The organism is Phenylobacterium sp., from assembly GCF_030645195.1.
GTDB lineage: Bacteria > Pseudomonadota > Alphaproteobacteria > Caulobacterales > Caulobacteraceae > Phenylobacterium.
Genome location: NZ_JAUSLW010000030.1, coordinates 18,343 through 33,368, shown reverse-complemented (window position 1 = coordinate 33,368; position 15,026 = coordinate 18,343). Strand labels below are relative to the sequence as shown.

The 15,026-nt window shown below is 70.3% G+C and carries 13 protein-coding genes and 1 tRNA gene; 9 read left to right on the top strand and 5 right to left on the bottom strand.

What is annotated here, in order from left to right:
- Window positions 1-3 precede the first annotated feature (3 nt).
- From Q7T09_RS02725 to Q7T09_RS02715, 3 genes are all read left to right on the top strand, one after another.
- Window positions 4-687: an ABC transporter ATP-binding protein gene (locus Q7T09_RS02725; RefSeq protein WP_304697430.1), complete on the top strand. Its 684-nt coding sequence runs from the start codon at window positions 4-6 to the stop codon at window positions 685-687.
- Window positions 684-1,934: an ABC transporter permease gene (locus Q7T09_RS02720; protein WP_304697429.1), complete on the top strand. Its 1,251-nt coding sequence runs from the start codon at window positions 684-686 to the stop codon at window positions 1,932-1,934. Before Q7T09_RS02725 ends, Q7T09_RS02720 begins: the two co-directional genes overlap by 4 nt.
- A 115-nt stretch (window positions 1,935-2,049) precedes the next feature.
- Window positions 2,050-2,265, top strand: a complete 216-nt coding sequence (locus tag Q7T09_RS02715; RefSeq protein ID WP_215340069.1) for a general stress protein — start codon at window positions 2,050-2,052, stop codon at window positions 2,263-2,265.
- Between the two features lie 103 nt (window positions 2,266-2,368).
- Here Q7T09_RS02715 and egtB read toward each other — a convergent pair whose 3' ends face one another.
- Entirely contained in the window at window positions 2,369-4,591 is a 2,223-nt protein-coding gene (egtB, locus tag Q7T09_RS02710) for an ergothioneine biosynthesis protein EgtB (RefSeq protein WP_304697428.1), read from the bottom strand.
- 229 nt (window positions 4,592-4,820) lie between these two features.
- Here egtB and Q7T09_RS02705 point away from each other — a divergent pair, with 229 nt between their 5' ends.
- Window positions 4,821-5,357, top strand: a complete 537-nt coding sequence (locus tag Q7T09_RS02705) for a sigma-70 family RNA polymerase sigma factor (RefSeq protein WP_304697427.1) — start codon at window positions 4,821-4,823, stop codon at window positions 5,355-5,357.
- Between the two features lie 8 nt (window positions 5,358-5,365).
- On the opposite strand, the gene Q7T09_RS02700 is transcribed toward Q7T09_RS02705, so the two are convergent.
- Window positions 5,366-6,229 (bottom strand): alpha/beta fold hydrolase, encoded by an 864-nt coding sequence (locus Q7T09_RS02700; RefSeq protein ID WP_304697426.1) that lies wholly within the window; start codon window positions 6,227-6,229, stop codon window positions 5,366-5,368.
- Window positions 6,230-6,347: 118 nt separating this feature from the next.
- Between Q7T09_RS02700 and Q7T09_RS02695 the strand changes: the two genes are divergently transcribed.
- Window positions 6,348-7,967, top strand: coding sequence for a peptide ABC transporter substrate-binding protein (locus tag Q7T09_RS02695; RefSeq protein ID WP_304697425.1), 1,620 nt, complete (start codon window positions 6,348-6,350; stop codon window positions 7,965-7,967).
- Window positions 7,968-7,979: 12 nt separating this feature from the next.
- On the opposite strand, the gene Q7T09_RS02690 is transcribed toward Q7T09_RS02695, so the two are convergent.
- Window positions 7,980-8,069 (bottom strand) — tRNA-Ser (locus Q7T09_RS02690).
- A 175-nt stretch (window positions 8,070-8,244) separates the two neighbouring features.
- On the opposite strand from Q7T09_RS02690, the gene Q7T09_RS02685 reads away from it, so the two are divergent.
- From Q7T09_RS02685 to Q7T09_RS02670, 4 genes are read left to right on the top strand one after another with little or no spacing between them, the layout of a single operon-like run.
- Complete coding sequence (locus tag Q7T09_RS02685) at window positions 8,245-9,789, top strand: exopolysaccharide biosynthesis polyprenyl glycosylphosphotransferase (RefSeq protein ID WP_304697424.1); 1,545 nt, start codon at window positions 8,245-8,247, stop codon at window positions 9,787-9,789.
- Window positions 9,790-9,819: 30 nt separating this feature from the next.
- The gene (locus tag Q7T09_RS02680; protein WP_370689191.1) at window positions 9,820-11,331 is read left to right on the top strand and encodes a polysaccharide biosynthesis C-terminal domain-containing protein; all 1,512 of its coding nucleotides are present in this window, start codon (window positions 9,820-9,822) and stop codon (window positions 11,329-11,331) included.
- Window positions 11,328-12,254, top strand: coding sequence for a glycosyltransferase family 2 protein (locus tag Q7T09_RS02675; protein WP_304697423.1), 927 nt, complete (start codon window positions 11,328-11,330; stop codon window positions 12,252-12,254). The genes Q7T09_RS02680 and Q7T09_RS02675 overlap by 4 nt, the downstream gene beginning before the upstream one ends.
- Window positions 12,254-13,018, top strand: a complete 765-nt coding sequence (locus Q7T09_RS02670) for a polysaccharide deacetylase family protein (RefSeq protein ID WP_304697422.1) — start codon at window positions 12,254-12,256, stop codon at window positions 13,016-13,018. The genes Q7T09_RS02675 and Q7T09_RS02670 overlap by 1 nt, the downstream gene beginning before the upstream one ends.
- Here the strand turns inward: Q7T09_RS02670 and Q7T09_RS02665 are convergent.
- Together Q7T09_RS02665 and Q7T09_RS02660 are read right to left on the bottom strand one after the other, a co-directional pair.
- Window positions 13,015-14,283 carry an O-antigen ligase gene (locus Q7T09_RS02665; RefSeq protein ID WP_304697421.1) on the bottom strand — a complete coding sequence of 423 codons (1,269 nt, stop codon included), beginning with the start codon at window positions 14,281-14,283 and terminating at the stop codon, window positions 13,015-13,017. The genes Q7T09_RS02670 and Q7T09_RS02665 overlap by 4 nt on opposite strands.
- Window positions 14,280-14,981, bottom strand: coding sequence for a sugar kinase (locus tag Q7T09_RS02660; protein WP_304697420.1), 702 nt, complete (start codon window positions 14,979-14,981; stop codon window positions 14,280-14,282). The genes Q7T09_RS02665 and Q7T09_RS02660 overlap by 4 nt, the downstream gene beginning before the upstream one ends.
- Window positions 14,982-15,026: the final 45 nt, after the last annotated feature.

The following is a 15,026-nucleotide window of genomic DNA, read 5'->3' as shown; positions in this document are numbered from 1 at the left end:
CCGATGATCGACATCAAGGACCTGCGCAAGGTCTTCGTCATGGGCGAGGAAGAGGTGGCGGCCCTGGCCGGCGTCACCTTGAGCATCGCGCGCGGCGAGAACGTCGCCGTCATCGGGCCCTCGGGCTCGGGCAAGTCCTCGCTGATGAACATCCTGGGGGGCCTCGACCGCCCCACCAGCGGGTCCTACCTGTTCGATGGCGAGGACGTGGGCAGCTTCGGCGACGACGAGCTGGCGAGCTTCCGCCGCCGGCGGATCGGCTTCGTCTTCCAGTCCTTCCAGCTCCTGCCCCGCCTCACCGCCCTGCAGAACGTCGAGCTGCCGATGATCTATGCGGGCCTGGAGCCCCGCGAACGCCGTGAGCGCGCGGCGGCCATGCTCGACCGGGTGGGTCTGGGCCCCCGCAAGGGTCACCGCCCCACCCAGCTCTCCGGCGGCCAGCAGCAGCGGGTGGCCATCGCCCGGGCGCTCGCCAACTCCCCCGACCTGCTGCTGGCCGACGAACCCACCGGCGCCCTGGATACCCAGACCGGCCTGGAGGTCCTGGCCCTGTTCAAGGAGCTCAACGCCGGCGGCCTGACCCTGATCCTGGTCACCCACGACCTGGACGTGGCCGCCGCCGCGCGCCGCCGCGTCTCCTTCCGCGATGGCCTGATCGTCAGCGACGAACGGGACGCCGCCGCATGAAGTTCATCGAACTCCTGCGCTTCGCCACCGGCGCCATCGTCGCCCACCCCATGCGCTCGGTCCTCACCTCGCTGGGGGTGGTGATCGGGGTCGCGGCCGTCGTGATGATGACCTCCATCGGCCTTGGGGCCCAGCAGAGGGTCACCAGCACCATCGCCGGCCTCGGCTCCAACCTGATCATCGTCAGCCCCGGAGCGGCCCGCGGCGGCGCCATGGGCCCTGGCGGCGGCCTGGTGCGCGGGGCGGCGGGCTCGGGCCAGACCCTCACCGACGCCGACGCCGAGGCCATCGGCAAGCAGGTGGAGGGTGTCGCCGCCGTGGCCCCCGTGGTCCGCGGCCAGGCCCAGCTCACCGCCGACGGCGCCAACTGGAACAGCCGCATCGAGGGCGTCACCCCGCCCTATCTCATCGCCCGCGATCTGGAGATCGCCCAGGGCCGGATGTTCGACGACCGCGAGGCCCGCCAGGGCAAGAAGGTTGTGGTGATCGGCCCCACCGTCGCCACCCAGCTCTGGGGCGACGACGACCCCATCGGCAAGCGTGTGCGGGTGCGCAGCGTCCCCTTCGAGGTGATCGGGGTCCTGGCGCCCAAGGGCCAGTCCAGTTTCGGCCAGGACCAGGACGACGTGCTGCTGGGCCCGCTCGAGGCGGTGCGCTCGCGCATCGTCGGCCGCCGCGCCCGGGGCGACACCGTCCAGACAATCTATGTGAAGGCCGCCGACGCCGAGGTCCTGGACCGGGTGCAGGAGGACACCACCAACCTGCTGCGGGAGACCCACCGCATCCGCCAGGGGGACGACGACGACTTCTCCACCCAGAACATGGCCTCGATCCTGGCGGCGTCCCAGGCGGCCATCGGCACCTTCACCGTCCTACTGGCCGCCGTGGCCGGGGTCTCCCTGGTGGTGGGGGGCGTGGGGATCATGAACATAATGCTGGTGGCGGTGACCGAGCGGACCCGCGAGATCGGCCTGCGCATGGCGGTCGGCGCCAGGCGCTCCGACATCCTCATCCAGTTCGCCCTGGAGTCGATCACGCTATCGTTGGTGGGGGGGCTCCTGGGTCTCTTGATCGGCGTCCTGGGGGCGATCGCCATCGCCAGGATCGGGTCCTGGCCGGCCGCAATCCCCGTCTGGGCCGGGCCCGTGGCCCTGGGCTTCTCCAGCCTGGTGGGCCTGGTGTTCGGGGCCTATCCGTCCTGGCGAGCGGCCCGGCTGGACCCCATCGAGGCCCTGCGCCGCGAATAAGACGCAACTTTTCGCGCAACCTCTCCTGCATCTTGAGGGTTTGCCTGAGCGTAACCGTACGTGAAGCGGCCCCCAACCGCCTCCCCGGCACGCACGCATCATCAGGAGTAGCCCCATGGACCTCGATCCCAACGCCAAGCCGAAGTCCCGTCGCGGATTCGCCGCCATGAACCCCGAGCGCCGGCGTGAGATCGCCCGCAAGGGCGGCGCCAGCGTGCCGGGGGAGAAACGCAGCTTCGCCAAGGACCGCGACCTCGCGGCCTCGGCCGGGCGCAAGGGCGGCGAATCTTCCCGCGGCGGCGGTCGCACCCGCGGCCCGCTGGAAGGCTGATCGTCCCGACCCTCGACTGAGACAAGGCACGGCTCCGACCTCCCTCGGAGCCGTTTCTTCACGAGCATCAGGAATGGATGGCCTCGTCGGCCTTCCGGCCGCGCTAGGCCCTCAGCAGCACCATGGCGAAGCTCGGCGCCGCGCTTTCCCAGCGCTGCTCCAGCCGCCACCCCGCCGCCGCCGCCAGCTTTCCGAAGCCATCGACCGTGAACTTGTAGGAGTTCTCGGTGTGCAGGGTCTCCCCGGCCGCGAAGGCGAAGCTGCGCCCCGCCACCGAGACGCTCTGGGCGCGCGTGCTCACCAGGTGCATCTCCATCCGGCTCTCCTGGGCGTTCCACACCGCGCGGTGCTGGAAGGCGTCCAGGTCGAAGTCGCCGTCGAGCTCGCGGTTGATGCGGGTCAGCAGGTTGAGGTTGAAGGCCGCCGTGACGCCCCGGGCGTCGTCATAGGCCGCCACCAGGGTCGCCTCGTCCTTGACGATGTCCATCCCCACCAGGAAGGCCGCGCCATGGCCCAGCAGGCGGCGCGCCCCGGCCAGGAAGGCGATCGCCTCGTCGGGGCGGAAATTGCCGATGGTGGAACCGGGGAAGAAGCCGACGCTGGTCATGCCCGACACCTCGGGCGGCAGGCTGAGGGCGGTGGTGAAGTCGTCCACCAGGGGCGCCACCACCAGATCGGGATAGTCGCGACCGATAGCCTGCGCCGCGGCGTCCAGGGCGGCCTTGCTGATGTCGATGGGGACGTAGGCCGCCAACTGCGGCGCGGCGTCCAGCAGGAGACGGGTCTTGGTGCTGGCCCCGCTGCCGAACTCCACCAGGGCCGCGCCGGCCGGGATCGCCGCGGCCATCTCGCCGGCCTTGGCGCGCAGCAGGGCGGCCTCGGTGCGGGTGGGATAGTATTCCGGCAGGTCGCAGATCTCCTCGAACAGCCGTGAGCCCTCGGCGTCGTAGAAGTATTTGGCCGGGATCGACTTCCGCGGCTTGGCCAGCCCCGCCAGTACGTCGGCGGCGAAGCTGCCATCCTCGGCCAGGGCCTGCTTCGGGGGGCGGTCCCAGGCCAGGCGCAGGCCCGAGAACATCCAGCGTTGCTGCGGGTGGAAGAAGTTGCGGTAGGTCGCCCGCACATGGTGCTCCGGTGTGGCGCAGCCGCCGCCGCGCAGCACCATCTGGCCGATCATGAACTTGCCGTTGTACTCCCCCACCGCGCCGGCGGCCGGATGGAAGCCCGGATAGGGGGAATAGGCGCTGCGGGTCCATTCCCAGACGTCGCCGAACATCTGGCGCAGCCCCTCCCCGGCCTGGGTGGCGGCCGGGCCGAGCTGGCCCGAGCCCATGAAGTTGCCGGCGATGGGCAGGCCCGCCGCGGCGTGCTCCCATTCGGCCTCGGTGGGCAGGCGGGCGCCGGCCCAGGTCGCATAGGCGTCGGCCTCGTAGAAGCTGATGTGGGTGACCGGGGCATGGGGCGCGACGGCGCGCAGGCCCTGCAGGGTCATGGCCAGCCAGCCGTGGGCGGCCTCCTGCCAGTAGAGCGGCGCGCGCCAGACCTGGGCCTGGACCTGGGCCCAGCCCTCGGCCAGCCAAAGTTCCGGGCGGACGTAGCCGCCGTCGGCCATGAAGGCCAGCCACTCGCCATTGGTCACCAGCCGGTCGGCCAGCTTGAAGGGCTGGAGGAAGACCTGGTGGCGCGGCCCCTCGTTGTCGAAGGCGAAGCCCCCGCCGCCATGGCCGATCTCCACCAGACCGCCATCGAAGTCCACTGTCCCGGCCGGCCCCGGATCGCCGCTCACCGGCAGGGCGGTGGTGGGGGAATAGGCGGGCTTCAGGGGCGACTGGGCGAAGAGGTGCAGGATGTCCATCAGGATCAGTTCCTGGTGCTGCTCCTCATGGGCCAGGCCCAGGTCCAACAGCTCGGCCAGGCCCGGCGTCCCGGAGGACAGCAGGTCGTGCATCGCTTCGTCCACGTGGGCTCGGTAGGCCAGGACCTCGTCGCGGGAGGGCCGGGTCAGCAGGCCGCGCTCGGGCCGCGGCTGCCGCGGGCCCAGGGCCTCGTAATAGGAATTGAACAGGTAGGCGTAGCGGGGATCGAAGAGGCGGTAGCCCGGCAGGTTCGGCGCGAGCATGAAGGTCTCGAAGAACCAGCTGGTATGAGCCAGGTGCCACTTGGCGGGGCTGGCGTCAGGCATCGACTGGGCGGCCATGTCCTCGCTGGACAGGAACCGCACGAGATCCTCGGTGGCCTGGCGGACACGGTGATACCGCCCCACCGACTGGTCAAGGACGCCGCGGAGCGGGGCGGGCAACGGACCTGCGTCATCGGAGGGCGCCATGGATACTCCTTCGAACTGAACGCGTGTGAGATGTCGCGGTGCGAACCACGAGGAAGCCTGCCCCCAGGTTTCCGTCAACGACCGAAGGTCGTTCTTCGTTCCCTAGATTGGGGGCCGCGCGCTCAACCGCAAGGCGGAACAGATGGAGTCTGCGCGCGTTGAGTGACCAACGGGGCGCGGCGGTGAACACCGTCTTCCCAACTGACGGCGGGGCGGATCGAGGAAACCCATGTCCGGCGACACCTGGCGCGACGACGTCGTGCGCATGATCCCTGCGCTGCGAGCCTTCGCCTGGTCCTTGAGCCACAATGGATCCGACGCCGACGACCTGGTCCAGGACACCCTGATCAAGGCCTGGACCAACCGCGACAAGTTCGAGGACGGCACCAACCTGCGAGCCTGGCTGTTCACGATCCTGCGCAACACCTACTACACCCAGGTCATCCGCCGCCGCCGCGAGGTGCGCGACGAACAGGGCGAGTATGCCGGAACGCTCAGGTCGGCCCCGACCCAGGAGTGGAGCGTGGCCATGCACGCCATGCAGGACGCCCTGAAGTTGCTGCCCGATGAGCATCGCGAGGCCCTGATCCTGGTGGGGGCGGCGGGGCTTTCCTACGAAGAGGCCGCCAGCATCTGCGGCTGCGCGGTTGGCACCATCAAGAGCCGGGTGAACCGCGCCCGGATCCGGCTGCTGAAGATCATGGACGCCGACGACGCCTCCGACGTCATGGCCGACGAGACCCTGGGGATCGCCAGCGGGGCTTAGCGGCCCCTCTATTCCACCGTCTTCCGCAGCCAGGCCAGCAGATCGGCCACCACCTCGTCGCGGTTGGTTTCGTTCAGCATCTCGTGGCGGCCGCCCTCGTAGACTTTCACCTCCATCCGAGTGAGGCCCGCAGCCTTGTAGCGGTTCACCAGCGGATGCAGCAGCGCCAGCTCGCGGTTGATGGGGTCCTGGTCGCCCACGAAGATGTAGAGGGGCAGGTCCTTGGGGATCTTGGCGATCTCCACCTCGTCGCGCAGGCGGGCGCTGACCCGGGCGAAGCTCGCCGCGGCGCTGGGCTGGCGGGAGAAGCCGCACAGGGGGTCGGCGATGTACTTGTCCACCTCGGCCTCGTCGCGGGAGAGCCAGTCATAGGGGGTGCGCGGCGTGGGCCCGTCGGCGTTCATCTCGTCCAGCTTCTTGGCCGGCCCCGTGCGGTCGCCGAAGGCCGCCGTGCCCGACAGCACCAGGCCGTCGATCTTGTCGGCATGGTCGAAGGCGTAGGCCTGGGCGAAGAAGGACCCAAGGCTGTGGCCCAGGAGGATTAGCGGCAGGCCGGGATTCTCGGCTCGCGCCAGGTCGGTCAGACGGGCGATATCCTCCACCACCAGCTCGGCGCCGTTCTCGCCGAAGTCGCCCAGGGCTTCCTTGGAGGGCGCGGTATAGCCATGGCCGCGATGGTCGTCGGCATAGAGGACGAAGCCGTCGGCCATGATCGGGATCAGGGGCTCGGGGTATCGCCGGGCGTGCTCGCCCATGCCGTGGGCGATCTGCAGGATGGCGCGCGGCGCCACGCGGTCGTCGGCCCAGCGGAACCCGGCGATGGAGACGCCGTCGGCGCCGTCGAACCGGAACGGCTTTTCGGAATAGCTCATCATCCCCTCCCGCATGCTCTGGCGGCATGGCGCGACCGGCATAGCGCGCACAGCCGGGGACGCACGCGGTTTTTCGCCCCGCCCTCGACAGGCCGGTCGCGCGATGGGACGACTAGGCATGAACCCCACGAGTCTCCACCCCGTCCTGATGGCCGCCCTCGGCGCGGCGGTTCTGCTGCTCAGCGCCTGCCAGGCCAGGGTCAGCCGCCCGCCCTGCCCCGCTGGCGAGGTCTGCCTGGCCTATGGCAGCAACCAGGAGGCCGGCACGCTGGATCCGCAGACCAGCAACCTGGTAGACGAGTTCACCATCATCGCCGACCTGATCTTCGGCCTGACCACCGACGCCCCGGATGGCGCGCCGATCCCGGCCATGGCCACCTCCTGGGAGACCAGCCCCGACGGCCTGGTCTGGACCTTCCACCTGCGCGACGCCAAGTGGTCGGACGGGGTCGCGGTGACCGCAGACGACTTCGTGTTCGCCTATCGCCGCATCCTCGATCCGAAGACCGCCTCGATCTATGCCTACCTCGTCTACCTGCTGAAGAACGGCCAGGCGGTGAACGAGGGCAAGGCTCCCCTGGTCGCCCTGGGCGCGCGCGCCATCGACCCCCGCACCCTGGAACTGACCCTGGAGCACCCCGCCCCCTACCTGCCGGAACTGCTGAAGCACCAGAGCTTCTTCCCGGTGCCCAAGCACGCCGTGGAGACGTGGGGCGACGCCTGGGTCAAGCCCGGCCGCTATGTCTCCAACGGCCCCTTCAAGCTGATGAGCTGGAAGTTGGGCGACCACATCGAGGTGGTGAAGAACCCCAACTTCTACGACGTGGCCAATGTCTGCGTGGACCGCATCGACTATTTCCCGACCCCGGACTCGGTGATGGCTGAGCGGCGCATCCAACGCGGCGAGCTGGACGTGAACACCTCGTTCCAGTCCAACCGGATCGGGCGCCTGCGGCAGACCATGCCTGCCTATGTGCGGGCCAAGAACTCGCTGGCCACCGCCTATCTCTCCTTCAACACCCGGGAGATCGCGGCCTTCCGCGACATCCGCGTGCGCCGCGCCCTATCGGAGGCCGTCGACCGCGAGTTCATCACCGCCAAGCTGCTGCGGGCGGGGCAGTTGCCGGCCTACGCCTTCGTGCCGCCGGGCACGGCGGGCTACGCCCAGGGCCCGCAGACGGTGTGGGCCCACAAGCCGCTCGCCGAGCGCCAGGCCGAAGCCAAGCGGCTGCTGGCGCAGGCGGGCTATGGGCCGGGCCACCCCCTGAGCTTCGAATTGAAGATCGGCAACAGCCCCGACACCATCCTGCTGGCCAGCGCCGTCCAGGCCGACTGGGCCAGCATCGGGGTGGACGCCAAGATCGTGCAGAACGAAGGCCAGATCGCCTTCGCCGCCTATCGCAACCGCGACTTCGGGGTCGGCGCCATGAGCTGGTTCGCCGACTTCAACGATCCGGTGACCTTCCTGGGCCTGATGAAGTCCGACACCGGCGGCCAGAACTACGGCGACTACAAGAACCCGGCCTATGACGCCCTGCTCAATCAAGCCGACAACGAGCCGGACGCGCGAGAGCGCGCGGATATCCTGCAGCGCGCCGAACAGCTGATGCTGGCCGACGAGGCCATGATCCCTGTCTACTTCGTGGTGAACCGCAACCTGGTCAGCCCCAAGGTCACCGGCTGGGTCGACAATGTCGGCAACTTCCACCGCGCGCGGTGGCTGTGCGTGAAGAAATGAGGGGAAAGGTCTTGGCGGTGACGCAGGGATTCGAACCCTGGATACGCTTTCACGTATGACGATTTAGCAAACCGTTGCCTTCAGCCACTCGGCCACGTCACCATCAAGGCCGGGACGGATAGCGGTTTCGAATGCGGCTGGCAATCGAGTCGCACGCTTTCGGCGCGGGCCCCTCAAATCCCTTGGCGTTCAACGAACACGCTGCGCCGTTAACCCGACGATCAGACCCCTGCGTCACATTGCAGCGACCCAATTCCGTGTGCGTGGCCCCCGTTCCATGTCTTCGATCGTCCAGTTCCAGCGCAAGGCCCGCCCCAAGGCCGAGGTCGAGGCTGAAGCCGATCGCCGCGCCGAAGCGCCCGACCTGCCGCCGCCTGAGTCGGAGGTGTCCGCCGACCGCCGCGGTCCGTTCCGTCCCAAGGCCCTGATCCCGACCCGCGCCCGCCTGCAGGGCCGGGTGGTGGCCCGCATGTTCCAGGGCGGCGACGCGGTCGTGCTGATCCTCGCCGGCCTGGCGGCCCATAGCCTGGGGGCGATCGGCGCCGCGGCCCTATCGGTGACCTGCGCCGGGGCGCTGGCGGTTCTCCTCGCCCTCTCGGTGTTCCGCGCCTACGGATTTGGCCGCCGCGAGGGCCTGGCCTACCATCTCGCCCGCCTGAGCGGGGCCTTCGCCGTCGGCGCGGGCGCGGCCTTCGTCGCCCTCATCCCCTTCGTGCCGCTGGCGGCGCTCGGCCAGGCCATGGCCATCTGGGGCCCGCTGGCCTTCGCGGCCACCTACGGCCTGCACATCGTCTGGTGGCTCTGCGTCCGGCGCTGGCGGGCCAGCGGCCGGCTGACCCCCAACATCGTCGTGGTCGGCGCCACCGGCGCGGCCGAGCGCCTGATCGTCGCCACCCTGCTGAGCCGGGAGGCCAATATCCTGGGGGTGTTCGACGACCGCGCCGCCCGCAGCCCGGCCGGCATCCGCGGCGTCCCCGTGCTGGGCGACACCAACGCCCTCGTCGCCCACCGCATCATGCCCTATGTCGACCGCATCGTGATCACGGTGCCCTCCCAGGCCCGCGCCCGGGTCGGCCAGGTGATCGAGCGGCTGCGGGTCCTGCCCAACGAGGTCAGCCTGCTGCTGGACGGCGAGGACGCCGCCCACGAGGCCGCCGCCATCAGCCGCATCGCCGACGTCCCCCTGGCCCACATCTCCGGCGCGCCGCTGGACGACCGGCGGGTGATCGTCAAACGTATTCAAGACCTTGTGGTCGGCTCCTTGGCCCTGGTGGTCGCCGCCCCGGTCATGGCCCTGGTGGCCTTCGCCATCAAGCTCGACAGTCCCGGCCCCGCCCTGTTCCGCCAGCGTCGCCACGGCTTCAACAACGAGGAGATCGTGGTCTGGAAGTTCCGCTCCATGCGCGTCCAGGCCACGCCCCAGACCAAGGTGCGCCAGACCCAGGCCGACGATGACCGCGTCACCCGGGTCGGCCGCTTCATCCGCAAGACCTCGCTGGACGAGCTGCCGCAGATCTTCAACGTGCTGGCCGGTGAGATGTCCCTGGTGGGGCCCCGGCCTCACCCGGTGGGCATGATGACCGGCGACGTGGAATCCGCCCGCCTGGTGGCTGAATACGCCCATCGCCACCGCATGAAACCCGGCATGACCGGCTGGGCCGCCATCCACGGCTCGCGGGGTCCGGTGGACACCCCGGAGCTGGTGAAGCGCCGGGTCGCCCTGGACGTGGAGTACATCGAGCGGCAGTCCTTCCTGCTCGACCTCTACATCATCGCCATGACCCTGCCCTGCCTACTGGGCGACCGCGAGAACATCCGCTGAGGCCCGTGGCCTTAACCGTTTGAAACCGCCTTGTGGGGCAAGCTGAGCCTCAATCTCGGCGGCCTGATCGCCGGAGTTACAAAGAGGCGTGCGGCGATGTTCTGGCGAGGGGTGGTCGGCTATCTGCCCGTCAATATCGTGCAGGGTGTCGTGGGCCTGCTCACCATCGTGGCCTTCACCCGCCTGATGACCCCGGCCCAGTTCGGCGACTACGCCCTGGGCTTCTCGGTCATGACCCTGACCCACACCGCCGTCTTCACCTGGAACGAGGCGGCGATGGCGCGGTTCTGGGCCCGGGAGGCCGACCGCAACGGCGGGGCCGACCACGCCGCCACCGTCTACCGCACCTGGCTGCTGCTGATCGCCCTGGTGCCGGTGGTGGCGGGACTGACCGTCCTGTGGCCCATGACCCCGGGCCTTCGGATGGCGGTGCTGGCGGGTCTCGCCGCTGTGCCCTTCCGCACCTTCGCCAAGCTGGCCCAGGAGCGCCGCCGCGCGGCGGGCGAGGTGGGCGGGGCCGCCAGCCTCGACATCGCCCAGACCCTCGGCGGCTTCCTGCTCGGCGCCGGCCTGGCCTGGATGGGCTTTGGCGGGGCCGCGCCGATGATGGGCTACGGCCTGGCCGCGGCCCTGTGCACCCTGTGGTTCCTGCCCGGCGAGTTCGCCCGCGCCAGGCCCGGCGCCTTCGCCGCTGATCGGGCCCGCGAGCACGCCGCCTATGGCGCGCCGGTGGCCCTATCCCTGATCCTGGCCCTGGTGCTGGCCACCACCGACCGGTTCCTGCTGGCCGCCTTCCTCGATCAGGCGGCGGTGGGCGTCTATCACGCGGGCTATAGCCTGGCCAACCGCACCCTGGACGTGGTCTTCATCTGGCTGGGCGCCGCCGGCGGCCCGGCCCTGATCATGGCCCTGGAGCGCGGCGGCCGCGGCGCCCTGGCCCAGGCCGCCCGCGAGCAGGCCCAGTTGATGATCCTGCTCACCGTCCCCGCCGCCGCGGGCCTGGCCCTGGTGGCCGCTCCCCTGTCGCAACTGATGATCGGGCAGAACCTCAGTCCTGGAGCCGCCCACGTCACCCCCTGGATCGCGCTCAGCGGCCTGCTGGCGGGCCTGACCACCTACTACTTCCACCAGGCCTTCACCCTGGGACGGAAGACCGGCTTCCTGCTGGTGGCCATGATCGTGCCAGCTGGCGCCAATGTGGTCCTCAACCTGATCCTGATCCCCCGTTTCGGCCTGGACGGCGCCCTCTGGGCGACCCCGGCCAGCTACGCGCTGGGCCTAGCCGCCTCCGCCCTGCTAGGACGGCGAACGCTCATTCTGCCGATCCCCTGGCTGACCCTGGGCCAGGCCCTGGGCGCCAGTCTGCTGATGGCCCTGGCGGTCAGCCGCATCCCGGCCCTGGGCGGCCTGCCGGAACTGGCCCTCAAGGCCCTGGCCGGCGCAGTGGTCTATGGCCTGGTGGTAGCCCTGGTGGACGCCGGCGCCCTGCGCAGCCGCGGCCGCGAGGCCCTCCGCACCTTCCGCGCCCGGAGCGCCACATGACCGCGCAAGCCGAGATCCTGTTCGACAATCCCCTGTGGCCCAGGGGCCGCCCGGCCCTCTCCATCCTGATCCCCTTCAAGGGCGATGATCCCACCCCGCTGCTGGCGGCTCTGGCGCGCGAGACCGGCGACGCCGAGGTGGTGATCCTGGACGACGGCTCGCGCGACCCGGCTCTCGCCGCCCGCGTCGAGGCCGCCATCGCCGCCCTCCCCCTGCCCGCCCGCTTCGCCCGGCTGGCGGCCAATGAGGGCCGCTCCAAGGGCCGCAACCGGCTGGTGGCCCACGCCAGGGCCGGGCACTTCCTGTTCCTCGACAGCGACATGCTGCCGGACTCGCCCACCTTCATCGCCGCCTGGCTGGACCTGATCGCCCGGGAAAACCCGGCGGTGGCCTTCGGCGGCTTCTCCCTAGACCAGGCGCCTGCGCGGGCCGACCACGCCCTGCACCGGGCCATGGCCGGCCACTCCGATTGCCTGCCCGCGACCGAGCGCGCCCTGACCCCGGAGAAAATCTTCACCTCCAACCTGCTGGTCCGCGCCGACGTCTTCGCCGCCGAGTCCTTTGACGAAGGCTTCGCCGGCTGGGGCTGGGAGGACGTGGAATGGGGCATGCGGGTGGCCCGCTGCTGGCCGATACTGCACGTGGAGAACACCGCCACCCACCTGGGCCTCGACACCGCCAGGACGCTTGCCGACAAGTACGAGCAGTCCACCGGCAACTTCGCGCGAATCGTGGCGACCCATCACGCCGTCATCAGCCACTATCCCAGCTACAAGGTCGCCCGCGTGCTGAAGCGCGCGCCGCTGCGCAGCCTGTGGCGGCCGATGCTGAAGGCCTATGCGCTGACAGAGGGGCCGCCGCTGAAAACCCGCGCCTTCGCCCTGCGCCTCTACCGCGCCGCCCTCTACGCCGAGGCCGTGTGATGGCGACCTATGCAGAGGCCTACTCCGCCGACCGTTCGCTCAAGGGCAAGCTGCGCCGTCGTCTGGTGCGCCTGGTCCATCGCCGCCCCCTGGCCAGGGGGCCGGAGCGGCCGATGGTCTCCTTCACCTTCGACGACGCCCCCCTGACCGCCGCGGTGGCCGGGGCCGCCCTGCTGGAGACCCGCGGCCTGGCCGGGACCTACTATGTCTCCGCCGGCCTGGCCGGGACCGAGGCCCCCATGGGGGTCTGCGCCGAGCCGGTGGACTATCGCCGCCTGGCCAAGGCGGGCCACGAGATCGCCTGCCACACCTATTCCCATCTCGACTGCGGCCAGGCCACCGGCCCCGGGGCCCTGGCCGACGTGGAGCGCAACGCCCAGGCGATGGCCGAATGGGGCGTCGAGGACCGGGTGAGCTTCGCCTATCCCTATGGCGACGTCGCCGGCGGCCCCAAGCAGGCGCTCGCCAGGCGGTTCTCCACCCTGCGCGCCCTGCATCACGGCCTGATCGAGAAGGGCTGCGACCTGAACCAGACGCCGGCCGTCGGCATCGAGGGGCCCGATGGCGAGATCGTCGCGCGCCGCTGGCTGGACGAGGCCAAGGCCAGGACCGCCTGGCTGATCCTCTACACCCACGACGTCCGTCCAGACCCCTCCCCCTGGGGCTGCACGCCCGAGGTCCTGGCCCGGCTGATCGACCAGGCGGTGGCCGACGGCTTCGAGGTGGTGACGGTGCGCGAGGGCGCGCGGCGCTTGGGCCTCTAGGTCCTGACCTCGCGGTCGGGCCAGCAGAGCTTCACCGCCAGGGCCACGAAGATCACCCAGCGGAAGTCGTTGTAGTTCACCGCCACGCTCTCGGTGAGCGAAGTCACGCCGTAGACCAGCAGGAACGGCAGGGCCAGGTAGGCGCCCTTGTCCCGGAACACCGAGACGACGGCGAGCACCATGGTCTGCAGGAAGCACAGGCCCCAGGCGGCCAGGCCGAAGACCCCCAGGCCCAGCCACTGCTCGATCCAGGTGTTGTGGGAGTGGTGCGGCTTCCAGCCGGCCTCCTGGACGATCTTGGGCAGCGGGCCCCAGCGGCTGGTGTCGTCCCAGACGGCGCTATAGCCGTAGCCGGTCCAGGGCCGCTTCTCGATCTGACGGAGGGCGGCGTCCCAGATCTCGGTCCGCCCGGTGAGGGTGGCGTCCTTGCCCAGCAGGTCGAAGAACAGGTCGGCGGCGAAGATCGCCACGCTGGCCACCATCACGATCCCCAGGACGGCGAGCCAGCTGGTGGCCACACCGGCGGCGGGACTGCGCCGGGCCAGGCCGACGAACATCAGGCCGCCCAGGGCCATCATCACCGTGACCAGCGAGGTCTTGGAGGTGGACATGATCACCAGCAGGACGGCCAGGGCCGCGAAGGGCCACCAGATCTTGGCGCGCTGCGGATTGAGCATGGCCGCCGCCGCCAGGACGGCGAAGCCCAGGGACATGATGCCCCCCATGGCGTTCTTGTCGGCCCAGACTCCCCGCCAGGCGCCGGGGAACAGCTCGTGCATCACCCCGATGGAGGGGACCGCCAGGGGCATGATGAAGGAGATGGTCACCAGGACAGCGAAGGCCGTGGCGACGATCTCCGCCAGCTCCGCCCATCGATAGCGGGCGGCCAGGACGACCCCGCCCAGGGTGGTGGCGTAGACCGCTACGACCCGGCGCACCGTGATGTCCGGCGCTGTGGACCAGAAGATCGACAGCCCCACGATCAGCATCAGGATGATCAGGAAGGGCTGGCGGATCACGGCCCGCAAGACGCTGATCGGGGTCAGGGCCATCAGCAGCGCCGCCGCCGCATAGGCCGGCAGGTAGCCCAGCGGGATCAGCTTGTCGAAGGCGGTGTTGTTGGCGTCGCCCCGCAGGGGGAAGACCCAGCCTTCGCTGAAGATCAGCAGGATCGAGACGCTGGCGGCGAAGATCGCCAGGTCCCAGATGCTGATCTGCCGCCGCCCCGAGACGTCGGCGCCGGACCAGGCGGCGTCGGCGGTCATGGGAGGATGGCCTTCAGGAACCCCGGCTGGGTCACCGTGGCGCGGTTGAAGAAAATGCCGGTCACCGTCCCGCCGGCGCCGGTGATGGCGTCGCGCAGTTGGGCCGGGGCCCGCACGTCGGCCTCGTCGGCCGCCACCACCAGGACCGTCTGGTCCATGAAGGGGGCGACGGTCAGGGCGGCCTGGGACCTTTCCGGCGACGGGCAGTCGACGATGATCAGGTCGGCGTACTTGCGCAGCGCCGTCCAGTAGTCGCCGGTGGGCAGGATATGGACGCTCTGGCGGCCCTTCAGCCCCTCGCGGCGGAAGCGGGTGACCCACCAGCGGGCCGCCCCCACCCGATGGGCGCAGAGATAGCGGGCGTCGGGCCAGGGCTGGCCGTCGGGGCCGTGGGACGCGGGCTGGACGGTGAAGAAGATGGAGCCGTCGGGACTGGCTGCGGCGGGTTCGCCCAGCGCGCCGTAGCGGTCGCTCTCTGCGCCGATGGCCGCGTGCTGTGGCGAGGCCAGCAGGTCGAGGTCCACCAGCCAGACGGATCGGCCCGCGCGCTTGGCCGCGAAGAAGGCGAGTTCCCGCGCCACCGTGGAGGCGCCCTCGCCCCGGCGCGCGGCCACGACTTGGACGATACGCGCGCGGCCGGCGGCCGGCGCGCCCAACGACGCCCACAGGTCGGCCATCTCGGCGTTCAGGTCCACCATCCCTCGAATCGATACGCGCGCAAGCTGTTCAAACTATCGCAAGTT